Annotated in this window: 16 protein-coding genes; 6 read left to right on the top strand and 10 right to left on the bottom strand. The window is 58.3% G+C overall.

Going from position 1 to position 25,003, the window contains the following annotated elements; translation table 11 throughout:
* The first annotated feature begins 181 nt into the window (after positions 1 to 181).
* Positions 182 to 5,629, top strand: a complete 5,448-nt coding sequence (locus ACH82I_RS17680) for a DUF3320 domain-containing protein (RefSeq protein ID WP_413334508.1) — start codon at positions 182 to 184, stop codon at positions 5,627 to 5,629.
* Positions 5,630 to 5,925: 296 nt separating this feature from the next.
* Here the strand turns inward: ACH82I_RS17680 and ACH82I_RS17675 are convergent, their stop codons facing one another.
* Positions 5,926 to 6,540: a hypothetical protein gene (locus ACH82I_RS17675; RefSeq protein WP_413334506.1), complete on the bottom strand. Its 615-nt coding sequence runs from the start codon at positions 6,538 to 6,540 to the stop codon at positions 5,926 to 5,928.
* A gap of 889 nt (positions 6,541 to 7,429) precedes the next feature.
* Here ACH82I_RS17675 and ACH82I_RS17670 point away from each other — a divergent pair.
* Complete coding sequence (locus ACH82I_RS17670) at positions 7,430 to 7,663, top strand: DUF6994 family protein (protein WP_413336780.1); 234 nt, start codon at positions 7,430 to 7,432, stop codon at positions 7,661 to 7,663.
* Between the two features lie 261 nt (positions 7,664 to 7,924).
* Here the strand turns inward: ACH82I_RS17670 and ACH82I_RS17665 are convergent, their stop codons facing one another.
* Positions 7,925 to 8,836, bottom strand: coding sequence for a patatin-like phospholipase family protein (locus ACH82I_RS17665; RefSeq protein ID WP_413334504.1), 912 nt, complete (start codon positions 8,834 to 8,836; stop codon positions 7,925 to 7,927).
* 162 nt (positions 8,837 to 8,998) lie between these two features.
* On the opposite strand from ACH82I_RS17665, the gene ACH82I_RS17660 reads away from it, so the two are divergent.
* On the top strand, positions 8,999 to 9,868 hold the full coding sequence (locus tag ACH82I_RS17660; RefSeq protein WP_413334502.1) for a hypothetical protein: 870 nt from the start codon (positions 8,999 to 9,001) through the stop codon (positions 9,866 to 9,868).
* Between the two features lie 29 nt (positions 9,869 to 9,897).
* Here ACH82I_RS17660 and ACH82I_RS17655 read toward each other — a convergent pair whose 3' ends face one another.
* Entirely contained in the window at positions 9,898 to 11,913 is a 2,016-nt protein-coding gene (locus ACH82I_RS17655) for an ABC1 kinase family protein (RefSeq protein ID WP_413334500.1), read from the bottom strand.
* A 1,877-nt stretch (positions 11,914 to 13,790) separates the two neighbouring features.
* Between ACH82I_RS17655 and ACH82I_RS17650 the strand changes: the two genes are divergently transcribed.
* Positions 13,791 to 15,638: a P-loop NTPase fold protein gene (locus ACH82I_RS17650; RefSeq protein ID WP_413334498.1), complete on the top strand. Its 1,848-nt coding sequence runs from the start codon at positions 13,791 to 13,793 to the stop codon at positions 15,636 to 15,638.
* A gap of 70 nt (positions 15,639 to 15,708) precedes the next feature.
* Here the strand turns inward: ACH82I_RS17650 and dctP are convergent, their stop codons facing one another.
* Together dctP and ACH82I_RS17640 are read right to left on the bottom strand one after the other, a co-directional pair.
* Entirely contained in the window at positions 15,709 to 16,989 is a 1,281-nt protein-coding gene (gene dctP, locus ACH82I_RS17645) for a TRAP transporter substrate-binding protein DctP (protein ID WP_413334496.1), read from the bottom strand.
* A gap of 140 nt (positions 16,990 to 17,129) precedes the next feature.
* A complete protein-coding gene (locus ACH82I_RS17640) occupies positions 17,130 to 17,597 on the bottom strand; it encodes a DUF6194 family protein (protein WP_413334494.1) in 468 nt (155 codons plus the stop codon).
* 43 nt (positions 17,598 to 17,640) lie between these two features.
* On the opposite strand from ACH82I_RS17640, the gene ACH82I_RS17635 reads away from it, so the two are divergent.
* Entirely contained in the window at positions 17,641 to 18,399 is a 759-nt protein-coding gene (locus tag ACH82I_RS17635) for a MerR family transcriptional regulator (protein WP_413336779.1), read from the top strand.
* A 6-nt stretch (positions 18,400 to 18,405) separates the two neighbouring features.
* Here ACH82I_RS17635 and ACH82I_RS17630 read toward each other — a convergent pair whose 3' ends face one another.
* Genes ACH82I_RS17630 through ACH82I_RS17620 form a run of 3 tightly spaced genes read right to left on the bottom strand, consistent with a single transcriptional unit; the run spans position 18,406 to position 21,517 of the window.
* Complete coding sequence (locus ACH82I_RS17630; protein ID WP_413334492.1) at positions 18,406 to 19,938, bottom strand: TRAP transporter large permease; 1,533 nt, start codon at positions 19,936 to 19,938, stop codon at positions 18,406 to 18,408.
* Between the two features lie 20 nt (positions 19,939 to 19,958).
* A complete protein-coding gene (locus ACH82I_RS17625; RefSeq protein WP_413334490.1) occupies positions 19,959 to 20,495 on the bottom strand; it encodes a TRAP transporter small permease in 537 nt (178 codons plus the stop codon).
* 14 nt (positions 20,496 to 20,509) lie between these two features.
* Positions 20,510 to 21,517, bottom strand: coding sequence for a LysR family transcriptional regulator (locus tag ACH82I_RS17620; protein ID WP_413334488.1), 1,008 nt, complete (start codon positions 21,515 to 21,517; stop codon positions 20,510 to 20,512).
* A gap of 102 nt (positions 21,518 to 21,619) precedes the next feature.
* On the opposite strand from ACH82I_RS17620, the gene ACH82I_RS17615 reads away from it, so the two are divergent.
* Complete coding sequence (locus ACH82I_RS17615) at positions 21,620 to 22,330, top strand: aspartate/glutamate racemase family protein (protein WP_413334486.1); 711 nt, start codon at positions 21,620 to 21,622, stop codon at positions 22,328 to 22,330.
* Positions 22,331 to 22,542: 212 nt separating this feature from the next.
* Here ACH82I_RS17615 and ACH82I_RS17610 read toward each other — a convergent pair whose 3' ends face one another.
* Complete coding sequence (locus ACH82I_RS17610) at positions 22,543 to 23,517, bottom strand: hypothetical protein (RefSeq protein ID WP_413334484.1); 975 nt, start codon at positions 23,515 to 23,517, stop codon at positions 22,543 to 22,545.
* A gap of 573 nt (positions 23,518 to 24,090) precedes the next feature.
* Positions 24,091 to 24,972: an SDR family NAD(P)-dependent oxidoreductase gene (locus ACH82I_RS17605; protein WP_413334482.1), complete on the bottom strand. Its 882-nt coding sequence runs from the start codon at positions 24,970 to 24,972 to the stop codon at positions 24,091 to 24,093.
* Between the last annotated feature and the right edge of the window lie 31 nt (positions 24,973 to 25,003).

The following is a 25,003-nucleotide window of genomic DNA, read 5'->3' as shown; positions in this document are numbered from 1 at the left end:
GGCTGTTGCATCAGACTCGCCAGTTGTCGTTCTGGATGAGTCGTCCCGGTTCAAGCAAGCAATTCAATGTATTGCACACTTGCAGGTATCTTGTACCTGGACGGCAGTGTTCAATGTGACAGCTGCTTTGAGCAATCAATAATGCCGAATCAGTTCGACACCGAAAGAAGCGACCGAAGATATGCAGAATGCAGATGCTGGCAACGCTCAGGCAGCGTTGAAAGTTTGGCGAGAAGGACTGGTCGGATTGACCGGCGGCAGTGCACTGGTGAAGTTCAAAGCGCCGAAATCGTCGTCTGTCCGCTTCACCGGGCCTGAGTCGGACAAAATCTTACAGCTGCTGAAATCCGGCTCCCAATTGACCATTGCTGGCATTGCAGACAACGAAGACGAAGTCGGAGCAGAAACCGACCCTCACGCAGATGTTGAACTGTCTTCTGCCGACCTGACCGTGCCACGACCACACAACGAAGTGCATTCCGTTGCCCGTAATCTCATGCGAAAGGCATCCGCCACCTTTCTGGACCGCGGACTCACCATCCTCTATGTGTCATTCGGCCTGCTCAAGTGGAGAGAATCCGATGGAGCTGAGATGACTTCGCCGCTGCTCCTGGTTCCAGTTGAGCTCAACGCGCACGGCCCAAAGAGCACCCCCCGCCTTTCCGGAAGCGAAGATGATTCGGTAATCAACCCAGCGCTCACGTTGAGGCTGGCCGAATTCGGAATCGCACTACCAACAGCAGAAGACCTCGAAGACAGCTCCGTCACGAAGGTCTTCGACTCAGTGCGCGACATTCTCGGCAAGTACAAAGACAGCCGCGAGTGGACCATCAGCGACGAAACGTACCTGGCAACGTATTCATTTCAGAAAGAAGCAATGTACAAAGACCTCAAGGACCATGAAGACATGGTCCTTGGACACCCCATCGTCACTGCGCTCGCCACGTCCGATCCGAGGCGCCAGACGACGGAGTTTCAGTTCGACCCCATCAGCCCTGACGACGACATCGACTCAAAGGTACCGCCAGAGGAGATTCCACTCGTGCTGGACGCGGACTCTTCCCAACGCGTAGCAATTGCAGCTGCGCTGAATGGGGAGTCCTTCGTCATGGATGGGCCACCTGGAACGGGCAAATCTCAGACCATCTCCAACATGATCGGGGCTCTACTTCATGCAAAGAAGAAGGTCCTCTTCGTTTCGGAGAAAATAGCAGCTCTCGAAGTTGTGCGGAACCGCCTCTCTGGAGCTGGACTTGGAGCCTACTTATTCGAGCTGCATTCGCATAACACTGCACGAAAAGAAGTTGCTCATGAATTGCTTTCGGCTCTAGACAATGTCGCCGTCCCACCCACTGCAATGCCCAGCATCACTCGGGCCAAGGCAAAAGACCGTCGAGAGAAACTGAACAACTACGCTTCAGCGATGAATGAGGTGAGAAGCCCTCTCAACATGACGCTCCATCACGTACTTGGCCTCTACTCGGACCTTCCAGCTTCAACATCAGCGCCTATCCCGGACCGAGACCTTCTCGATCTGACGGAACAACAGTATTCGGGCATCCAGGATTCAATTGCCCGTCTCCGGAGGTTTTGGCGTCCCGCGGCGGAAGGATCTACGTTCCTGTGGACAGATGTCATAGAAGACCGTTCACTCGACGTTCGTTTGCAACGAGCATTAGATGCGCTAAAGGAAATCGTCGCTCGTCGAGAGCCGAGTTCTCGCCTCTCGGTCGCGTTTTCAGCCGTAGCGTTATCGGACACTCCTCGACTGATTACGATTCTCAATCACATTCAGGAGCTACCTTCGACAACAGTTCACTACGACTGGCTGTCTGCGGCAGACCTCCAAAAAGTTGAGCAGACGAAGAACGAACTCGCTCAGCAACTCGCTGAGCTGCGCAGAGATGCGCAGAAAGTCCACGAACTGACTGGAGTCAGTTGGAGATCTCTACCTGCCCCAAATCAGTTGCCACCGAAGAGCACAGTTCCCGACAGTCTCGAAGCGCCCATCGAAGTCGGGCAGCTGTCGGCTGCGGACCTGTCGGGAACAGCCGCTCGATTCGCTCAACAGGTTAAGACCCTGGATCAGGCACGAAATGCGATGAATGCGTTGGCGCACACACTTGGATGGCGCAAGGTCGAAATGTTCTCCGATGTCGATACTCTCGAGCAACTCGTCCGACTGCGTGCACAAAACAGCGCACCTGCGCCACACTGGTTTTCGTCCGAAGCGCTGTCTGAGGCGAGAGCTACAGCCGATTCTTTGCGAAAAGACGTATTACACCTCAACGAAACTGAAGACAATGCACGAACTCTCTTCAAAGCCGAAGCGCTAACCGCACCATTGGACGAATTGCATGATCGTTTCACCAATCTGCATCAAGGATTGAGAAAGCTGTTTAAACAGTACCGTGTGGATAAGCGAACGGTGGCGGGCCTCCTCAATGACGCCTCATATCTGAAGGAGGGGATTCAGAATCTGTCCACCGCCCTCGATTGGAGCCGGCGGGTCGCTGAGTTCGATACCCATGCAGCCCTCCGGCAGCAGGTCCTAGGCAAACACTATGCAGGGCGAGATACAGATTTTAAAGAATTAGACAAAGCCCTCGACGTTGTTGAGGCTGCATTGAGCCTCTCTGTCGAACCGTTACCGCGATCAGTAATCCTCTACCTCACAGATCGTGGAGACAATTCGTCGCATCAGCTAATAGTTGAGGCAGCACAAGCCGAAATTGGCCAGTGGAGACAGCAGCTGGCACCGCCCCCTGCGCTCTCAGGTCGTTTGAGCCACCAAATCGGGCGGATTCAGGATGCAATCGACTGGCTGTCCGCCCATGTCGCCCCAATGCAGTGTGCCTCCGAGCGCATCAATGCCGTATTCGCAAAAACAGAACATGTGGAGCTGACGTCCGACCAAGCAGAGCAGATCATTGACCTGATTGGCTCGGTCTCTGACAGGAGTCAGAAGATTCTCGACCATTCGGAAACGTACCGGTCGGTCCTCGGAGATCTCTTCACTGGAGAATCCACGGACCTGAATGTATTAGAATCAGTGATCACGTGGACGAGCAAAATGCGCGACCTCACCGGGGCTCGATTGAACCAGTCCCAGATTGACGCAATCGCCGAACCAGTACCCGAGTCCGGGATAGAGGAAGCTTTCAACCAATGGATAGAGGCTCGTGACGACATCGTCAACGCGTTCGCTCCCCCACGCCGAAAAGAACTAACTGAAGAGCTCAATGAAGCTGTGTCTGCTGACCAATTGTTGCACGACTTCGTCTCCGATTCAGTTGGGCAACAGGAATGGTTTGGTTACAGACGCGCGTATGAGGAACTTTCTGAATATGGCCTAGCACCCGCGGTCGACTACTGCATTAAACATAGAGTCGGACGCGACCAAGCAGGAAACGTCATCAATCGATCGTTACTGAGGGGATGGTCTGACGCTGTCATTAATAGCGACGACCGGCTGCAGCCTCTCCTTGCCGATGAGCGTCAGGCTTTAGTCACGGAGTACCGCGAACTCGATCGCCAATTTTTCTCCGCAGCTATTTCAGAGATAATTGTGTCTGCCAACTCGCAACGGCCAACGAATACCGCCGTAGGAGAATCGTCGCTTATTCGCCGAGAAGGGAGCAAACAACGACGGCATCGTCCGGTCCGCGATTTGATCTCCGAGACGAGAAGCGTCACGCCGCGCATCAAACCAGTCTTCATGATGTCTCCGCTTGCGGTTTCTCAGTATCTACCACCAGAAGCTCTCTTCGACGTCGTCATCTTCGACGAAGCATCGCAAGTTACACCTGCCGACGCCATCAATTGCATCTATCGAGGCAAATCACTCATCCTTGCTGGCGACGACAAACAGCTTCCACCGACCTCGTTCTTTGAGCGGAACGTCGAAGAGGTTGATGACGGAGGAACCGATGTCAAGGACTTCCAGTCCGTATTGGAACTTGCAAAGGCCTCGGGCGCGTTCAACAACCTTGGGCTGTCTTGGCACTATCGATCACGCCATGAGGACCTCATTGCATTTTCGAACTACAAGTTCTACGACGGAAAGCTCGTTACGTTTCCCTCTGCCCAACAGAGCGGCAACCATGTCGGCGTTGAGCTCTTCAAAATCGACGGCCTCTACCGACGTGGCGGCGGGTCTGACAACCCGCTTGAAGCTACTGCAGTTGCCGAACGGGTCATTGAGCACTTCAGGAAGCGGCCGGACCTGTCATTGGGCGTAGTGACCTTTTCTGTCACTCAAGCAGATGCGGTCCAACGAGCAATCGACGAGATTCGCACGGCGAATCGCGATCTTGACCAGTACTTCGACGTTGATGATCGACTAGATGGCTTCTTCATCCGAGCTCTGGAACAAGTTCAGGGAGATGAACGCGATGTAATCATCTTCTCCATCGGATACGGCCCTGACGAAGCGGGTAAGGTCTCTACAAACTTCGGGGCTCTAAACAGGGATAAGGGATGGCGTCGGCTCAATGTTGGAATCACACGTGCGAGACAACGAGTAGAAATCGTCTCTTCCATATATGCCGGACAGATTCCACCCTCGACGAATGAGAACGTTGAGTACTTCCGCGCGTACTTAGAGTACGCGGAGAAGGGTCAGAAGACCCTGGCAATTCCGTATTCATCCACAGGGTTAAACCCGGAATCTCCTTTTGAGGAGTCCGTCCTTAAGACGATCCAGGGTTGGGGATATACTGTCGAACCACAGGTAGGGGCCGCAGGCTATCGGATTGACCTGGGCGTTCGGCATCCACAGTTTCCTGGGAGCTTTGCCCTAGCGGTCGAGTGCGACGGATATCAGTATCACTCTGCACCATCTGCGAGAGACCGTGATCGCTTACGCGACCAGATTCTGAGTGGCCTGGGCTGGACTATGCATCGGATTTGGGGAACTGCGTGGTACCGCGATCGGGCAGTTGAGGAAAGGCGACTGCGTCAGGCAATCGAAGCAGCCATCGAGCGCCCTGTCAACGGTGCTCGTATGCCACGCCCTTCGATAGACCGACCGGAAATCACCACCCAATACGTCCCCCTCAACCAAACCCCGCTTTGGGCAAAGGAATATGCAGTAGCGGTCAACCCCAAACTCAAACCATACTGGGCTGACCCTGGAGATCGAGACAGCCTCTACTACATGATCGACGACATCCACGAGCTCGCCAAGACCGAAGGACCGGTCCACCGCGAAATCGCCTTCGAACGGCTTCGAGACTGGTGGGGAGTCGGACGGATCGGTGCCAAGATCCGACGGAACATCGAAATGAGTGTAGAACTGTCAGACGTACGAGTTGACGGAGAATTTCTCATGCCACCCGAGAATTCGGGTATAGACGTGCGAACACCTGGCAATGGCGTCATCCGAAAAGTTGAGCAGATTCACCTTGATGAAATAGCGGTAGCTGTTCGCAGAATGCTTGATGATGCAGGGGCCCTCACTCGCGAGGAAGTATCGCTCGCTGTGTCCCGTCTATTCGGATGGACAAGAAGAGGCTCAAACGTGGAAGGAAGGATCTACGAAGCAGTTGAGCTGTTGGTCGCCTGTGAAAGCATTGCTGACTCAGGCAGAAAGTTGCATGCATTAGGAAACAATAGATCTCTTTCTTAAGACGTTGAGATCATTCACGATTCGCACCTCAATTACTTTACCAGATTTCATCGACACCAAAAGAACGAAAACCCACCACATCAGTCAAAGCAAATCTACAATAGAGCGAACTCTATCGCAATCGACCGCGACTAACCTAGAGTAATCTATATCGAATAGATCCATTTACTATATCGTATTTAGTAAATTATCCAGCTAATGGTATCGTTGCTCGGCGGCTGAAAATCGAATATGCCTGGAGACCTCTCGAACGCCATCAGTTTGGTGTGCGCCGCACAGTTGATCGCTCTCCATATTTACAAGATATCCAACAATTCAGCTTCCTTTAGCCTACTTTCAATCTTTTCCAGCCTAATGCTAGCGTACTCGATTTGTAAACTGGACTCGTAGTTCTCACCGAACAAGGACAACATTATTCTGGTTTCGCCCGAGTACCAAGTTGCATACATCGACAGATGCCCCTGCTGTACCGCCTTGCCCCAGTCATCGTACTCATCTTTCCAGAGTTCGTTGTTCCAGAACTCGTTTTCACTCTCGGGCCGACCGTATTTCTTAGAGAGCAGCTCACTCATTGCGTTATATTCCATGATAAACCTATTTTCATTAACCCATTCTTCGTTGATAATATATTTCGCTCTTACCAGAGAAGCATTGGCATAGATATAAACAATTTCGCAAGACAAGCCTCCCAGTCGGCCTCCTGTCCAATATAGGATTGTCTCGAGCTCCTCAGACGGAGGCGAATCCTCCCTGCGCTTCGCGACTTCAGGGCTCGTACCCCACTTGACTCCACGAAACCCATCTTCTCCACCACCAGTGTTGCGATCTTCCGAAAATCTCCATGTGCCAGCTTCGGATAGTTCGACGACCTGACCGTCTTCACGGATTGCCTTCATGGTGTTCTCCTCCATTGTGTTTTCTTACATCACGCCTAGAAAGGCGGTTCATCACATACATAGACTACCGAAAGTCAACCAGTCCTGGAAATGGCCGCTTCAAGCGGTCGGCACAGTATCACTTTGAAATATTGTAGCGGCATCTGCAGATAGAGTATACGTTCCACAGGTAGTCACTAATAGTCAACCAATCTGGTCGTCCCTGATTTTCTATTGCGCGTACCTCAGTAGTCGTTTCGTGATACCGATCCATAACCCGACAATACTCTGCAACGCACATGAGGGAAAACTTTCCCGACGGCGGTGAGAATTTGACTTGTCAGTGAGTGTATCGGCTGACCCCCTGGCTATGCCGTTACTTTTCCGCTGGCGCACCCTGGTGCTCATAATCCCTGTTTGAATGACTGAGCTAAGAATATGGGGCCCGGGCAAGGTCGTGCCAAACCCTACAAGGGTCTTGGAATCGAGCTGGAAGTCTTGATCCACGCTAGTAGGCATCAATTTCCATCTTGGGATGCCGTAGTGCGTTCAGTTGGGGGAGGCAGCCGTCTCGACGGCGATAGGTTCTGAGGCAGGCTCTGTTCGCGAGTACCTTGAGTGAGTTCTATGACTATGCGGATTAAGATTTCCTAGGCGTTCCAGAGTTCAGCCTACGCACGGAGGGATCCCGATTCCTTCAGCCTGTCTTCAAGCGTGTAGCAACGAGACTTCTGGAGTAGGAGGATGCTCGCTTGCCAGGATTTCATTTCATTTCCTCCGCGACGACTTACCATCGCCGTGACCAGGCCACGGGTTATTCGCTCCCTCTATCAACACAATTGCCGTCCGGCTCAACCTCCGAGTTAAGTCGGGAATCGCAAGTTCCAGCAGAGTCTGTTCCGCTTTACCTTAGTTATATTATCGGATAATCAATCTTTCTTCTAGGCAATCAAATAGCAGAGCCGCAACCAGCCGCAATGTGCGAGATGTTCACTATCGAATAGCCAGTCGCATCGACTTGCCGCTCGAATGCGTTCGCCGTCACCACCGAGGTGAAACCAACCTACTGGCTTCCGCACCCCAGAATTGCGCGATCCTCTCTACGTTCTCGGATCCCTTTTCTAACTACGTAGAACTCTTCCAACTCCATAGTCTGTGAGTTGACCGCAAAGCCATAATCTAGACCTTCCATCATTTTGACGACTATGCAACCTCCCAGATCTGAATACGGCTATTGATCTCCTCGCCTACTTACTAACAAACAACAAGTTGATCCAATCCAGGAATCATCGAATCCGCCAAAGCCCTGATCGGTGCAGTGCCAACTAACGATGTCAGTACGTCGGTCGACGACACAAATTGGGTGTTCTTCGTCGTCTCAAGACTCTTGATTGCGCGCTAAGTCGCACTTCGATCCCAATCACACCCCCAAAAACTCCCGGATCTTCGGCAGCTCACGACGGGACTGGGAGAGCCCCAAACGATGCGCAGCTGCCAGCCGCGAGAGATTGCGGGTGCCGTTGTCGACCGACATGCGTTCCGGGGCGAAGACGTGTGCCTTACCTTCTGCTTCGAGGGCGAAGATTCGTTCACGTGTCTCGTTGTAGCGCTTCCACCTCGTCAGCAGAGCCTCCCCCAGGGCCGGGTAACGGCGGAAGATGTTGCGGTAGACCGTGGGAAACCGCTGCGGCAGCTTCTTATTTGAGCGTTCCTGAGTAAGAACGATGACGAACTTCTCGAAGCCTTCGCGCTGCGCCTGGCTGAGCGCAATTCCCCCGTCCTCGCCCATTGCCCCGTCGACATAGACATGGCCGTCGAGATGGACCGGCGGCATGAGGCCCGGCATTGTCGACGATGCGCGGACGCGAACCATGAGGTCATCGATGTGCGGTGTGTCTGTGCGTGACCAGACAACCTCGTCGCCGGATTCTGCGTCGAAGGCGATGATCCGCATGTCCCCGGTACTCGATTGGAACGCCTCCCAATCGAACGGCAGCGCCTCCTCGGGGCCGCCCGCCTTCTGGTAGATGTACTCGGCATTGAACATGCCCTGCCCACGGGCAAAATAGCGCCATCCGCCGAACTGCTCATCGGCGGCGAAGTCGACGAATGACCGTCGGGCCCGACGCGCGTCCCCGGACAGATAGTTCACGGTGTTCGACGCCCCTGCACTGATGCCGGCCACCCAGTCGAAGTCCAGTCCGGCGCCGAGCAGCGTGACGACCATTCCGCTCGTCAGCGACGCGCGCATGCCGCCGCCTTCGAAGATCAGTGCGGTGTCGCTGATCCTTGTCGTCGCGGTTGTGCTCGTCGCCGGGTCTGGATCTGTCATGCTCGGCATCTTAGCGAGTGATCATCAACTTGGAGACAACGCGTGCTCCCCGATTGGGCTTCAGTCGAGTGGTGAAGGCGTGACTTGGGAGTGGCCGTGAGGAGGGTCGGACAGTGACCCTACCGGCAGGGCATCTTGCGAGGATTTTGTACACTGGCGGGGATGACTGATCACCTCTCCCGGTTCCGAGACGCCACGACCTACTCGGGTCGCGCGCTCGGGCACGACTATCAGGTCACCGTCCGTCATGCACCGTGGAGGACGAAGATCCTGGCACTGTCGATCGATGACGTCGAGCATATTCCGGCTCCGGCTGATTCGGATACTGCGTCAGCGCCCGTCGAAGCCGATGCCGACGGCTCTGGCGGAACTGAGACCGATGCCGGTGAGGAGAAGCCCGTCGAAGTGGGCGTGAGCGGATGGCTCGCGGTTCGCATCACCGTCAAGCGACCGAATGACGAGGGAGAGTTGGACGACAAAGAGGTCATCCATGTGAGCACCGCGGCCCTCGGCGGGGCCGGTGAGGTGGAGGTCCGCTCCGGGCTCACTATCGCACCGCTCCTCCCGGAACCTGGGAGTCGTTCAGAGGCTCGCGATCTCAAACGCTCGGCGAAGCCGAACACGTTCGCGATGATTGCAGGATTGACGACAGCGGCGCGGCTCATCGTTCCGCTACTTGGCCTTGGGGCTCTGTTCGCCTTCATCACCGAACCGATCAAGAAGTGGCTCTCACGGCTTCTCTCACCGATCCTCGACCCGTTCTTCGCCTGGCTGGGCCAGCTGCTGGAGCCGGTCGGTCGATTCCTGATGGTGATCGTCCGGTTCATCGGCCGGGTCATCGACTTTCTGTTCGGGTGGTTGCCGAGTCTCCATCTGCCCTTCGATGTCCCGGACTGGGTGTGGACCTCGGCGAGGATCGCACTGCTTGCCTTCGTCGCCTACTCGGTCAGCCGATCGAACCTCAAGCGCCGGCAGAAGCGGCTGGAAGAGGCACGGGCGGGGTCAGACAAGAAGAGCGAATCCTCGAGCTAGCGAGGCAGCCCCAGGAACGGCAGTTTCGATTACCCCAAACTGTCCCAGGTCATCCGCTGTCTCAACGCCGGTGCCAAGACAAGGGCGGCGATGACGCTACCGACGAGCAGCACCCAAGCACCGAAATAAGTGAAGAGTTTGAGCTCGGGCGCGAGAGGTGGACCGAAGTCCGCGGCCATGAGAATGACACCGCCGAGGATGAGCGCCGTGGACACGATCACCTGAATGAACTGCTCGACCGTAGAGACGAGCAGGTTCTTGATCATCGAAATGTTCAGCCCGCTGGTACCGACATCGAGCGTGCCGTCCTGAAGATGCCCCGCGATCCGAGAGAGCTGCCCTGGCAGCTCGGCGAGCTGCGGTGCCACCGCGGCGGCGTAGAGTGCCACTTCCTGCCGATTGACGCCCAGTCCCCCGACCTCGCGCAGCAAGTCACGTCCGTTCGAGGTCACCAGCGACAGCAGGTTCATCTCCGGATCGAGGCGCATGATCGAGCCCTCGAGTGTGCTGATTGCCCGGAAAGCCGTCGCTACCGAGGCCGGCATCGGGAAGCCGAAGTCGACGACGAAGTCGATGAGCTCGCCGAACAGTGCCGCCGAGGTCGATCCCGGCAGACCGTCGCCGTACTTGAGCATGATCTGCCCGATCTCACGTTGCAGCTCACGCAGGTTGACCTCACTTGGTGTGCCGAGGAGCTCGAGGATCGCGGCCGTCGCTGCCTGCGAGTTCTGCGAGTCGAAGGCCATGAGCAGCAGAGCGATCGCGCGGCGGTCGCGTTTGTCGATGCGGCCCACCGCGCCGAAGTCGACGAGACCGGCGCGACCCGCCTTCGAGATGACGATGTTGCCAGGGTGAAGGTCGGCGTGGAAGATTCCTTTGCCGAGCACCTGGCGGACGACCATGAGGAACAGGTCCTGGGCGATCTCCCCGCGAGCAATATCCGAGAGGTGTTCGACCACCTCGGCGGCGTGGGACAATGGGACGCCTTCGACGAGGTCCATGACGAGGACGAACTCGCCGGAGAGGCTCTTGTGCACGTGCGGAATATGGACGGTGGAGTCGGTCTTCGTCGTCGACCTGCCGGTCTCATCGGCGAGCCTGAGTGCTTCGATATGGGCGAGCTCACCGCGGTAGTCGAGTTCTCCCTGGAGGGAGTCGACAAAGCTGTGAGCGAGTTTGCCGATGCCGATCTTCTTCGCCCAGTCAGTGGTACGTTCGAGTCGCTCGGCGAGGGTGAGGACGATGTCGCAGTCGGCGCGGACCTGTTTGCGGATCTTCGGTCGCTGCACCTTCACCGCTACGACCTGACCTTCCCAGGTCACGGCACGGTGGACCTGGGCGACGGAGGCACCGGCGAAGGGAATTTCGTCGAACTCGGCGAACACCTCGGCGACGGGCTTGCCCCATTCGGACTCGAGCTGGTCCTTAACCTCAGCGAACGGGACCGGCTTCACCCCGGCTTGGAGGGTGGAGAACTCTTCGACGAACTCGTGCGGGATCATGTCACCGCGGGTGGCGATGAACTGGCCGAGCTTGATGAACGTGACTCCCGAGGCGGCCAGGGCGTCGCGGGTGGTCGCGGCGATCTCGCGCAGGGACACTCGCAGGGTCGGAATCCTCGGCTTGAGGTAGCGGGCGAGGCCGAATTTGATGAGGATCTTCTGGATCTGTGCGAGTCGATTGAGGCGGCGGTACCAGGTGGGGATCTTCGGCGCGTTGCGGATGAGCGAGCTGAGCGTCCCCGAGGGCATGATGAGTTCGATCGCGAGGAGGACGAACATCTGGATGACGATGAACCAGGCGAAGAGGAGTAGGAAGACCATGATCGCCGGGAAACTCATCGACAGGTTCGGGTATTGGTCGGACTCTGAGATGCCGAGCAGTTTGTAGGCCTGGAGGGTGATCGGCCAGATCGAGAGGCCCATGATCAGGGAGACGATGGTGTTGCGGGCGGCTCCGGTGCCGGTGAGCATCATCCGCCGAACGAGGAATCCGACGATGAGCGCGCTCAGGACGCCCAGCCCGATGGTGTAGAGGATCGTCACCCGTCAGCCCTTCTCTCGTTGACTAGATGCGCGCCTTCGTGACGCGTGTTCGGTACCGAATTCGGCGCCGTCACCAGCCTAGTAGATGCCCGGCAGGTCGGAGGTGGCTGTGAGTTGGGTGTTTGCGGTGCATTGAACAAGCAGGTTTCAATCTACGACTTCCGCCTGCCATCGTGCCGTCGATAACTAGTGGAAGCATGATGGAAGAAATTCTGATTCACATATTGCCGGAGGCACCAGAGCCCTATTGCACCGACGAGCAATCGAGCACAGCACCAGCATTGAGATTGAGGCCACGGCTGCCCTCGCTACAGGGATGGCGTCTGAATCCTCGTCTCTCCTCGACCTCATCTCGATAGAACCCAATGTTGCAGACGAGTTCGAGCCTGAGCGCCTAGGCGTGAACGCACGCACTGCCGCGTTCTGATTCAACAACTCCGCACCAAAGTCATATCTGCCCATATTCGGCCAGATCGACGAACACGCAATGAGTGAGACGCTGTTGTTGTGAACGACACGCCTGGTAGGTAGAACAATGGTCACATCATGACGACACTGTCCCCGCCCATAACAGGTCGAGACCGGTGGGGTTGGCTTCTGATCATCTTCGGCGCTTGGTTCGCAGCTTTCGCAGCTTTCGCCATCCTACGGCTGACGGCTTCCAGCACCGTCGTCGGAAACCCCTGCCAAGTCGCGCGCTTCGGCCGCTTTCCCGCGGAGAGACCAAGAATCGAGTTCCTCGGATACCTCATCGGAATACCCTCAACGATCGCCTGGTCGTCTTCGGCCGAATTGTGACAGCGCTCGTCGGCAGGACAAAGAACCTGAACCGGTGGTGGAGAGGAATATTGTCGTTGGGAATCTGCCTCCTCGTATAATCGATGATCGTCACGATAGTCATTCAGCTTCGCTAGGCCTTCGTGATGTCTGAATCGTTGAAGCCGTAGCCGGCAACGGATCGTCATGTACTCGACGCGACCCCATTTACGCTCATCCGCGTTCCATAAAACCGAGCGGAAAAGCCGTGTGGAGTTACCCCATCAAATGGTGTATCAGTTGGTTCAGCAGGGGGGGCGCAACTCCAGCTCGGCTGAAATGACCGAGTCTTTGCTCGCCTACTGCACACGAAGACACCAATAGAAGGACCAGTTGAATTCCTACGCTCCCCTCACCGCCAACTGCGCCGTACTGAGGTCCGGACCATCGGCCACACGCGACACGATTGTAGCCATTGAAACTAGATCCACAATTGTGTCTCTGTACACAGAGATCACCCCTAGGTCACCCCAACGAATACTCTCCCAAGCATGCCCATTTCATTCGTCACCTGGCGCAACCAGTGCCCAGATTCCGACCGATGATCGGCGCCCAAACCTGTGGGAACCTCGGCGCCCGCTTCAATCCGAATGATCTCATGGTCGACTGTACCGAGCTCTAGCAAACCCGAGTGCGATGGCGAATAACACCAACGCAGGTCGCCGCCCATTTGAGCAAGGCGGGACTCAGTCCCCACCTGTGTATCGTCCATCGAGCTGATCCTAGTCGACCTGCCTGCGCCTTCTATCGAGCCCGTCAGCCAGTGACGAGAAGGAGGAATTCAGTCCGGAATAGCGCAGATGCCCCGAGCATCAGTCGGCACGAGCAGGTACACCGGACGCTCTCAACCGGATACTGATGTAGCTGTACGGTTCGGCCTCTGGGTGCCGCGACCTCCCTCAAACGATCGGTCAAAGCACGTTCAAGCAAAAGAACTGGACGCAACTTTCTTACGATCCAATGCGTAGAGACATCGAGAGGCAGTACCGACTCTTCCCATTAGCCCAAATCATAATAGTGTGATACCCCCGTAGTCCCGATTTAACGGCTACACTTCTTCTATGCAGCCAAAACAGTCCTCTGGAAAAATATTCAACGGGCCGTACGGATACGTCGATTTGCCAGTCGATCCTCCGCACGAAGCAGATCGGCTCAATGTCAGCGCGTACTACGATGGCCTGACGGCTTTCATCGCAGGATGCCAGACTCCCATGACGATAGCGGTACAGGGAGACTGGGGCAGCGGGAAATCCACAACACTGAACTTCGTCAGCTCGTTGTTGCCGAATACCGTGCGTGTAATCGAATTCAATACTTGGCTATACTCTCAATTTGAGCTTGGAGACTCACTAGTCTTTTCGATGGCACACGAAATCCTTCGACCACTCTCGGCATCCTCGGACTCTGCCAAGAAACTGATGCGATTCGTATCCACGATGGGGGCGGGTCTCCTGAAAGGCGGGGCGGATCTGCTCGGATCCGCGACCGGAACCACCGCACTCACATCGGCGGTCGTCGAGTCCCTTAAAAATGCCACCTATTCCGACGACGCTCCCAACGTAATTGCGAAGCTGAAACAGATGCGGGATGATTTTGAAACGTCAATTGAGGAATACTGTAACGCAAATCATCTCGAAAGAGTAGTGATCCTGATAGACGATCTTGACCGGGTTGAACCGACTCGGGCGATTGAGATTCTAGAAAGCCTAAAACTGTTCTTCGAAGTCCCCAGATGCGTCTTTATTCTAGCGCTAGATTTTGATGTCGTCGTACGGGGAGTCGGTGAGCGCTATGGAAACGAGTTTAAGAAAAAGAAGGCCCGTCAGTATTTTGACAAAATTATACAGGTCCCCTTCTCAATGCCGGTCGCAGCATTCAAGATAAAAGAAATGCTCAATGAAGCATTGGCAAAATCAGGAATTGTCGATGACGACCCAACAGTTTTTGACCAGTATTTGACAATTGTGCACGAATCAGTCGGAACCAACCCTCGTTCCCTGAAACGGCTACTGAATTCATTCGAACTACTGCAACTGATACTCAGCTCCCAAGGCACTCCACTACTCAGCGCAGAAAGGCAATTGCCTCAGATAGTTTTCGCTCTGCTTTGTGCACAGGCCGCTTACCCTGAACTTCACCGCCAACTCATAGAAGGCCGAAGCAAAGAAGATCTGTTGGACGAGATATTGTCTAGCCATGGAGACGATAGCGAAGATGAGGCATTAGCACGAGATTTTGAGTTAGAGGATGTTGAACTACGCGCATTCCGCGATTTTCGGGAACGATTGGGCATCCTATCCAGTAATCAAGAAGGCCATCTGGATGTGACTCTCCTGCGCAGGGGTATCGAGCTCTCGCAAGTAACAGCATCAGGACCATCCAAGAGCGACGATACTCGGGATGATGCTAAGTCAATAGGAGCCCCTGAAGTCTTAGATACCGTTCGCGAAAAGAGCACTGAGAAGACGGCCGAGCTGATGAGTGCTGTTGCTAATGGAATGAATGCAAGGCTAAGAGGTCGCGAATTAAGCATGTTTGCACAAGAGGCCTCGAAAACTATTACATTGTACACGTCTAGCAACGCTGAAGAGATATCGAATTTAGGTCCTCGACTTCGACCGCGGTTCGCATCCATAGGATATAGCAGAAAAGGCTTGACTATCACCTTTGGACGCTCAGTCGGAGACCGGGAGGCGTCTTCTCGCCCATTTGGCTTGGAGTGGTCGGATTTGGTCAAAAATTTGGAGAAGAAATTCCCCAATTCAGGGGGTCCGTCTGGCGCGGTATTTCACGTTCGCGAATCCAGCTATCCGTTGTTTCTTTCTGACATATCTGAGGCCGACGGGATTGAAGAGATTTGCGATGTTCTGATCAAAGTGTACGACATAGTCAAATCGTATCGAGAATAAACTATTGCCCAACTTCTCACCAGACAAATTGGATTGAGCCATTAGATTAAAATAGGATGCTCTTGTCTCGTCACTCCGGCCGATGTTCAGCCATCACCTTTGCGAACAGCTCATCGCCAAGCTCGTCATACGACGTATCCTCCGGGTACCACTCGTCGAGTTCGGCGAAGTCGCCCTTGTCGTCATAGCCGAGTTCGGACACGGACTTCTGCCAATCGGTCCCGTCAGTGCTCAGCGTCGACGGAGCATCGGGCACTCCGGCCTTCTCCGCCGTTTCATCCGACAATGACTTCGCATATGTCGCCATCTGCTTCTGGACATCGTCGGCGAAGGGCTTAACCGAACCGTCGTTATCCTTCGCTTGCTCGACCGCCTGCGCCTTAGCACCGATGACGACCTCCATCATCGTGCTGAAGGTCGTGGACATCGAATCAAAGACGACCTGCTGATAGGCCAAAGGCAGCTCAGAGTACTTCTTGCCGGCCGTGATCGCTCCGGCGGAGCGCGCGATCCCCGCATCCGAGGCAACTCCGATATGAGGAGCAACCTCGAAGGTCCCGGCCTCGACGTTCGGCGCGAGCTGACCGAGATCGCAGTCGACGGTCTTACGCTGCAGAGCCTCATAGGTCTCCGGGAACGACAGCGACACCGGAGTCGCACCCAGATCGGTCACCTGCTTACCGGCGGCCGCTGAACCGACACGAACCTGCTTGCCCTTCCAATCCTCGAGCGAAGTCACCGGTTCGGAACACATCGTCGAATATCCACCGGCCGCGAGCATCGGGATCAGCGGGACGAGGTTCTTATCCTCGAACTCCGCAAGCACCTCGGGCGTCTCCCAGGCGGCCTGGACACCGGCCGCATTCGCCGCGAGATCGCTGGCCACCGGCGACGACGGCAGCGTCGACATCGACGTGCCGAGAGCGTCGAAGGCCGGGTACTCGGCCGGGGTGTACGACGGCAGAGTGAAGGCAAGATCGACGCGACCATCGGCCAACGCGTCGTCGACGTCGGCGTAGCTGGCGATCGCCTGACCCCAGACGATGTCGACGGTGATCTTCCCGCCCGACCGCTCCTCGATCGCCTTCTTCACATCGAGCCCGTTCGGGGCGAGGATCGACTTCTCCGACATCGCCGAGGGCTGGAACTTCAGTGTGACCGGGTCGAGGTCGGCCAGCGCCGCGTCGATGTCCTCCTGCGAGGCATCGTAGGCGAACCCGTCGCCGGAGGAGTCCTCTGACTGGGAGTCACTGCCGCCGACCGAACCGGCGCATCCGGCGAGCACAGCCAGAGACGCAACCATTGCCGTGACCGTGGCGGGGCGGACCGCCGCCGAGCGAATGCGTTGCATGGGACTCCTTTGAACGTCTGCTGTGAGCTTCCTTAGATCATAGATCCGAATTAGGTCACCCTCACCATGACTCCGATCACACCGCCCGTATCCCGCACGCGAACTGCTTCGGGACTGGGCTGATCGCCAGCGCGGCCGAGCTAGCCACCGCTGTGTCGGCGTTCGACCCGACGGCGGTCGGCCAGGTGCGCACCGCGGAGAGTCTCAAGTGCCTGGTCGAGAGTCCTAGCTCCGGGGTTGACGACACACACCCACCCGTACGCCCCGTAGAGCGGATGCGGATTGAACACGTCCTCCGCACCGAAGTCCACATCGGAGTCATCGACCTCCGCGGGATCGTGCCCGGTGAGCTCGGTGAGAACAGTCGGTCCGACATGGATGTTCAGACGCCACCGATCGGTACCGTCCAGACGGGAAGCCGTGTCATCCGGGTAGTCCTTGGTGACGATCGTTGCGTAGGGCTGACGGCGCGGCACCTGGCCGTCGGGCGCATAGTAGAAGAAATGATCGCCCCACGCGATCTCCGGATAGTCACTCCCCGGCTGCGGAGCCACCTCGAGGATCCCGTCAAAGGTTCGGACTTCTGAGAGAATCTGTTGAAGAGTCATGGTTCAAGTGTGACCTTGAAGTGCTTATGGAGAGTTGAGAGCAGTGACGAACGCCGATGAGCCTAACTCCCCGCACTACTCGACCAGTCGCCTCGCCGCCATCACCGGATACTCCGTGCAACAGGTCCGCGACCTCGAACACCTCGGCGTCCTCCCACCCGCAGCACGACAGCCCAACGGCTATCGCCAGTTCAACACTGTGCACGTGACTGCCCTGCGCGCGTACCGCCGACTCGCTGCCGCGGTCGGCCCTGTCATCGCCCGGGCGACCATGAGCGAGATGCCCGCCCTGCCGCACGACGAGGCGATCGCGAGAATCGTCGGGCTTCACACAGATCTCGTCCATGCCCGCAACCAGACCCTCGCGGCACTCCGTGCCCTGGAGAGCATCGTCGACGAAAGCGCCACCGAGGCGGCACCCGCACCCGAGGATTCGATGTCGATCACCGAACTGTCTGCCGCGCTCGGGGTACGCTCGTCCACCCTCCGCTTCTGGGAACAGGAAGGACTGGTCACACCCGAGCGTCCACACGGACTCACTGCGCGACGCTACCCACCCCGCGCCATCACGGAAGCTCGCATCGTCGTCGCCCTCCGCGCCGGGGGCTACCGCATCCCGGCGGTACGCACCGTCATGGAAACGCTGCAGACGATGCCTGGCACAAAGGACGCCCACGAGATCCTCAGGGGCCGCCTCGGCGCTATTGCCAAGCAATCCGAGGCACTGCTCCTGGCTGGGACCGATCTCGTCGAACTCCTCCGTCAATCGACGACCGAGAACACTCAGCCCGACACCGGCTAAGGCCCCTCAACCCCCGCCAGCGGAGCTGAGCAGATTCGGCAGCCACTCGGTCATCTCGGGCACGGCGATCATGAGGACGAGGAAGATCACGGCCACGGGCAGGAACCACAGCAGCGAGATGAAGATGTCGCGCAGGGTGACATGCACGCCGAGGTTGACGTCCTTGTCTTTGACGATGCTGTTGATGATGTAGGGGATGATGCCGACCGGCGGGGTAACCATGCTCAGTTCGCCGAGGAGGACGACGAAGACACCGAACCACAGGGCGCTCACGCCCATCGTCTCCAGCGTCGGCAGGAGGATCGGGATCGTCAGGAGCATCATCGACATGGTGTCGAAGAACATGCCCATGATGAGGTAGAGGACGATGAGCACGAGCAGGAACCCCACCGTGGACAGCCCCAGGTCGGTGATGATGCCGGTGAGCATCGGGGCCAGTCCGGTGATCGCCAGGAGGCTGGTGAGCATCTTCGCGCCGATCATGATGAAGAAGATCGCCGAGGTGGCCGACACCGTGGCCAGCGCCGAGTCCGCGACCTTGCGCCACGGTTGGTCCCCGCGCTTCTCCCATAGGCACAGCAGGACCGAGCACAGGGCGGCTGCGGCTCCCGCCTCGGTGGGGGTGAAGATTCCGGAGAACATGCCGCCGAAGAGGACGACGAGGATGATCGGGAAGCCCCAGATGTCAGCCAGCGATGACCACCGTTGCCCCCACGCGGGGGTGATTCGCTCTCCCCCGTCGACGCCGCGGCCGACGAGCTTCGGCACGAGGATGCCTAGTGCGAGCATGAAGATTGCGAAGCAGATGGCCAGGAGGATGCCGGGCACGGCTCCGGCCATGAGGGCGGGTCCCACGGGCACGGAGGCAATGCCGGCGTAGATGACCATGAGGATCGATGGTGGGATGAGGTTGCCGGTGAGGCCTGCGACCATCATCGTCCCGACGGCCATGCGTTTGTCGTAGCCGGCCTTGAGCATCTCGGGGATCCCGGCGCGGCCGAGGGCGTAGGTCATACCGATGGTCGATCCGGTCACGGCCGAGAGTCCGGCGCCGGCGAAGTTCGTGCCGATCCCGATGCCGCCGGGCAGCCAGGAGAACCAGTGGTCGGCGACCCGGTAGACCTTCGTCGAGAGTCCGGACCCAGTGAGCAGCATGCCCATGAAGATGAACATCGGCAGCACGCTGAACGTCCAGTCCGAGACGGCGCTGAAGGGTGCGGTCGAGAGGATGTTCATCATCGCCGGGATGCCGCTGACCGCGTAGACACCGATGATCGAGGGCACGGACAGGGCGATGGCCACGGGCACGGAGAGGAAGAGCAGCACGAGCATCATTCCGATGCACCAGGCTCCCCCGATAGCCGCACTCGGGCTGGTGAAGAGGCCGATGAGGCAGAGGGCGACGAGCCCGAAGCCGATACTCAGCCCGAGGTAGCCCGGTCGCTTCCGTCGGGATCCGGAGGGAAGCAGGGAGGGTGCTGCGCTGGTGTTGGCTTCCGGTGGCAGTCCGGCCGCGGTGGTGTCGGTATTCTCGTTCACTGGTTTTGTCCGCCGGCGGCTCAGTAGCTGCGTTCTTCGAGGTCGTGTTCGGCGGGCCGGCCGGTCACGAGGTCGAGATCAGATCTGCCGGTGCGGACGATGACGAAGGCGTCGAGGACGTAGAGCGCGGCCAGGAGGATGAAGATGATGGGCACGAGGAAGTAGACCGGCCAGGTGATGATGTCGGAGACGTCGGCGGTCTGTCCGATGGCCGCATACTCCAGGGCTTTGACGAGACCGAACCAGGCGAATCCGATGGAGACGAGCGCGCCCAGGAGGCAGGCGAAGACCGTGAACACCGAGGCGGTGGTGGAACGCATCCGTTCGGTGGCCATGGTGACCGTGATGTGTTCCTTCTGCAGCTGTGCGGCGGGGATGCCGAGCAGGGCCACGACGGGTAGGTACCAGTATTCGACGATCTCGTTGGTGCCGTAGATCGGGGCGTCGAAGAGGGAGCGCATGAGCGCGTGAGCGACGTTGTGGAGCATCATGATGATGATCGCTGCCGCGGTCGTGATCGTCAGGCACTTGCTGAGCACCTTGTTGAACGTCAGCACTGGGACCCTCATTGTCAGCGGGATTGGATTCTCTCATCGTCCACGGTACCGCCGCTTTGCCCGCTTGCCGGGGCGACGTCTGTGACTTCCACGACACGCAGGGCGTCGAGCAGGTCGGTGACCTCCGAGGTGGACATCAGACCTTCGGGGATCATCGCGGTGACTCTGCGCGCTCCGGCCTCATCGAGGATGATCGGGTCGATGCCGGCCACCTGTGAGTAGCGGCGAGCGCTGCGGGGCAGCAGTGCGACGCCGAGTCCGTTGGAAACCAAAGACTGGATGGCGCCGGGGTTGTCGGTGATGTGTCGGGTGCGGGGTTCGAAGCCGGTGCGCCGGCAGAGGCGTTCGGCCGTGGAGCGGCATCGCACGCAGCCCATGATCCAGGGGAGGTCGGCAACGTCGTTGAGCTGTCGAATCTGCCCAGCGCGGTTCCAGCGTTCCGGGACGAGCAGGTCGAGGTGGTCGGCGCCGAGGTCGACGGTGTCGTGGCCGGGCAGGCGCGGAGCCTCTTCGTCTTCGTGGTGGAAGAGAAAGGCCACGTCGATATCGCCGACCTCGAGCAGGGCCAGAGCTTCGGGCGGTTCGGCTTCGGTGACTTCATAGGAGTGGTGGTGGACGGTGTCGGCGCCCGGGGCCCCGGACGTGGATTCGAGGGTGCCGAGTGCCGCGGCGAGCGGTCCGACGACGAAGCTGGGGAATCCGGCGATGCGGACGTTGCGTCCGCCGAGTCCGAAGGCTTTGGCGAGGTCACCGCGCAGACCCGTCACCGAGGTGGCGATGTCGTTGGCGCGGATGCGGGTGAGTTGGCCGGCGGTGGTGAGGACGATGCCGCGTGGTGTGCGGTCGAAGAGGGTGACGCCGAGGTCTTTCTCGAGGGCGTTCATGTGTTGGGAGAGCGCCGGTTGTGACCAGCCGAGTACGCGTGCTGCTCCCCCGATGCTGCCGGCTTCCGCGATCGCGCCGAAGATAAGGAGGCGTTTCGGATCACCGGCGTCGAGAGCCTGTTCGAAGACGTTGGACATAAGTCCAGCTTATGCCAGAGCAGAGGGAACTGGGTCTACCGGGCGCTGTTGATTCGGACGAGACTGGAGACAGGATAAGGATACGCACTACCGAGGAGATGGATGATGCGCAGGATCGGCCTGTTGGGTGGAATGAGCTGGCACTCGAGCATTGAGTACTACACGAAGATCAACACCGCGGTGGCCGAGCGTCTCGGCGGGCATCATTCCGCGCAGATCCTTCTCGATTCCACGGACTTCTCGGACATTCGTGATTTCCAGCTCGTCGAGGATTGGGCTGGTGCCGATGCCTCGTTGGCTGCGACCGCGCAGCGTCTGCGTGATGGCGGCGCCGAGGCGGTCGCGATTGCCACGAACCTCATGCACAAGTGTGCCCCCGCGATTGAAGCCGAGGTTGACGTTCCGCTCATCCACATCGTCGATTCGATCGCGACGATGGCCAAGGATCGCGGGTATTCGACCTTGGCTGTCCTCGGCACGAAGTGGACGATGCTCGACGGCTTCTACACCGAGCGTCTTGAGGCGCAGGGCATCGCGACTCTGGTTCCCGATGAGGAGACGTGCCTCGAGGTCGACCAAATCATCTTCGATGAGCTCACCCAGGGCGTCTTCACCGATGCGTCTCGTGCCAGGTACGTGGAGATCATGAATGACCTCAAGTCTCGCGGCGCCGACGCCGTCGCACTGTCGTGCACGGAGATCGGGCTCCTTGTACCTCCGGAGACCGCTCCCCTGCCGGCCATCGACTCCGTTGATGCGCATGTCGCGGCGATCGTGGAGTGGATGATGGCAGAGGAACTCGCCTCCGTTTGACGCTCAGGTCGTCCGACCGATCTCCCTGGTCGCAGGCAAGGTCCCCACTGGAAGTATCGCGCGCTGAAGGTATGCACCGGGCTGTTCCGCTCGGTTGCCGTCATGGAATTTCCACGCCTTACCTGATCGTCACCGTGGTCTGGCGCGCCACCTCGCGCAGCAATCGGTCAACTGGCGGGTCACTGCGTCTCTCGGTTCTCCTATTCCCCGAGTCACTGTCGTATGAAGAGCAACTGCCTGAGGTCGCTTGCCGGTGCGGAACCGTTGTCGAGCGCTCTCGGTCGAACCAGCGGTGTCGCTTCGACTAAGCAATCCATGAGATCCCAGATGAGTTCGTGAGCGAAGATCAGAAGGGACTCGCCCGGATGAGTCCCGACGATTCGTTCACTGAGTGCTTTGCTTCGCGGATCGCAGAGTATTGCTTCTGCCAGTCGTTCGGCGATCAGCTTGCCGTGACGATGTAATTCGTCTGAGTCGTCTGAATGGATTACGGGGAGCACACCGTCAGCATTATGCGTTAATCTGCCAACGGCGCTCTCAGTCAAGAAGGAGCGCAACTCGAAGGCAATGCGAGCCGACCAGACCGAGACTAAAGTTCCCTCCGACCAGGGATGTTCGTTCACTCCAGCGGCATCGTCTCGACGAGGGTGGATTGCCCAGAAAGCCCCGTTCCAGAATGGACGCTCGAGACTCAACTTTGTGCTGGGTAGCTGATCGCGCAGCTGCTCCCAGACCAGACCATCGACCGCGTGACCAAATACGACCGCATAACCGTGGTGAGCATGGCCACGACGTGCCAGTTCAGCACACATTTCCTCTGAGTCGCGTCGAATGCTTTGGGTGACGTCGGCGGAGATCGCCCTGATGTCCCTCCGCAATTCGCCCATTACCTGTGGCCCGACCACGGGAAAGCTCGTGGTCAGACGGCCATCTTCCACCGTGAGCAGGCGATACGCTTTCATCAGCGCGAGTTGGCTCTCGTTCGGCTTCAACCCCAGCTCCATAAGCCGGTCCATGTCGATACCGCCCACAGCGTAGTAGAGGATCCGGCCATTATCGTCCATCGCCACGACCGGGTGAGGGCTGCTTCGTGCCCCAAGACAGAAGGCATGCAACGCCCATTCAGAGAGATCAGGAGGGGGTGCCGACACGGCATCTTCCTCGATGGTTCTGCCTTCCACATTCATAGCCCGACAGTACTTGAGTTGACTGATCTAGTCCTGACCCATCGTTCTGATGATTTCTCGCGATGATGCTCTGAATAGGCAATGCGCCTCTGACTCGGGAAAATAGTAGCGACGAAGGCACTTTATCCACGCGCAAGAGGGGCACCTCGCAAGTGAATGCGTCTCGTACCCTTAAACCTCTCTCCGACGAACCCAACCTTGGGTGCGTCGCCGGTCTGGCACCAGTGCTCGACTGGACCGACCAAGCCGGGTCGAGCCAGTCGCGATCCCCCGATGGGCGAGACGCAGCCGGAGGATGGGAATCTGTGGCTGGGCAATCGCCTCCGCACAAATGCCGAAACCGGCCTGCTTCTCCGCCGTGCCGGACCCCGGGGCGATGACGACACTGTCGCACGCTGACATTGAACTTCGCCCAATCATTGGGCACGAACGTCGGCGCACAGCCGTTCACCTCGGCGAAGAGATGGAAGAGGTTGAGCGTGAACGAATCCGCATTGTCGATGAGCCGGGTGCGAATCACACTGGCTTCCTCGTCAGCAGCGATGAACATGCGGGTGACCCCGCACCGGGAACTCAGCCCAGAACGAGCCGACGGGTCGAGTCCGACAGACCGGAAGCCGCCTCCACGAGCAGCGACGATTCCGAATCCTTACCGGCACGGACGTAGCGCCCGGTGTACGCATCGAGCGTGCCCGAGGCCAAGGCCAACGCCAGGTCGGTGACCTGCTCTGGACTTGTCCAATCGTTACCGGTGCGGAAGTCGTGGACCGGCATGGACTTCGTCATCGCGGTCTCGACGACGCCGGGAGCCATCTCGAAGATGCGCAGCCCTTTGTCATGCCCGAAGTGGACGACCGAGTCCGCGAGGCGGAACAGCGAGGCCTTCGACGCCGAGTACACGGCATAGGCGGGTGTCCCCTGCGCCCCCGACCCCGAGTTGAGGTCGATGATGCGGCTGGGACGACCGGTCGCCGAGGCTGCGGCGATGAGCACCGGGGCGAAGACGTTGAGCATAAGGACGACACCGAGGACATTGGCCCCGACGACCCCGGCCACGCTCTCCGGCTCGGCCTCCCACAGCGGGCCCTCGGTGGACTCGATGCGACCGGCATTGTTGATCAGCACCTGCAGACGACGACCGGTCTCGGACCCGAGCGCACTCACCGCCTCACTGAACGTCTTCACCGAGTCGACGTCATCGGTGCGCAGACCGAACCCGGTGACCGCTCCCCCGGTGGCGTCGTTGATCTCCGCGGCCGCAACCTCCGCCTTGTCCGCCGAGGTGGCGGTGACGACCACGTGATAGCCAGCCCGGGCGAACGCCTCGGAGAGATGCCGGCCGATGCCGCGAGCACCGCCGGTGATGACGGCGATCGTCTCGGCAGGGTTCGCATCGGCCTGCGTCTCCCCCGCGCCCGTGGGCAGGTGAGTTCCGTACGGCAGTTTCTCGGACATATCGTCCTCCTCAGAAGTTCGTCGGTTCGGC

Source organism: Brevibacterium sp. GP-SGM9 (assembly GCF_047300845.1).
Lineage (GTDB): Bacteria > Actinomycetota > Actinomycetes > Actinomycetales > Brevibacteriaceae > Brevibacterium.
This window is presented reverse-complemented; position numbering and strand designations above follow the sequence as displayed.

What these genes read in the sequence shown, in the direction of transcription:
- ACH82I_RS17605 (WP_413334482.1), bottom strand. Translation starts at nt 24,972, where the DNA reads ATGTCCGAGAAACTGCCGTACGGAACTCACCTGCCCACGGGCGCGGGG.
- ACH82I_RS17640 (WP_413334494.1), bottom strand. Translation starts at nt 17,597, where the DNA reads ATGACTCTTCAACAGATTCTCTCAGAAGTCCGAACCTTTGACGGGATC.
- ACH82I_RS17610 (WP_413334484.1), bottom strand. Translation starts at nt 23,517, where the DNA reads ATGAATGTGGAAGGCAGAACCATCGAGGAAGATGCCGTGTCGGCACCC.
- ACH82I_RS17665 (WP_413334504.1), bottom strand. Translation starts at nt 8,836, where the DNA reads ATGACAGATCCAGACCCGGCGACGAGCACAACCGCGACGACAAGGATC.
- ACH82I_RS17620 (WP_413334488.1), bottom strand. Translation starts at nt 21,517, where the DNA reads ATGTCCAACGTCTTCGAACAGGCTCTCGACGCCGGTGATCCGAAACGC.
- ACH82I_RS17615 (WP_413334486.1), top strand. Translation starts at nt 21,620, where the DNA reads ATGATGCGCAGGATCGGCCTGTTGGGTGGAATGAGCTGGCACTCGAGC.
- ACH82I_RS17650 (WP_413334498.1), top strand. Translation starts at nt 13,791, where the DNA reads ATGCAGCCAAAACAGTCCTCTGGAAAAATATTCAACGGGCCGTACGGA.
- ACH82I_RS17680 (WP_413334508.1), top strand. Translation starts at nt 182, where the DNA reads ATGCAGAATGCAGATGCTGGCAACGCTCAGGCAGCGTTGAAAGTTTGG.
- ACH82I_RS17660 (WP_413334502.1), top strand. Translation starts at nt 8,999, where the DNA reads ATGACTGATCACCTCTCCCGGTTCCGAGACGCCACGACCTACTCGGGT.
- ACH82I_RS17675 (WP_413334506.1), bottom strand. Translation starts at nt 6,540, where the DNA reads ATGGAGGAGAACACCATGAAGGCAATCCGTGAAGACGGTCAGGTCGTC.
- dctP (WP_413334496.1), bottom strand. Translation starts at nt 16,989, where the DNA reads ATGCAACGCATTCGCTCGGCGGCGGTCCGCCCCGCCACGGTCACGGCA.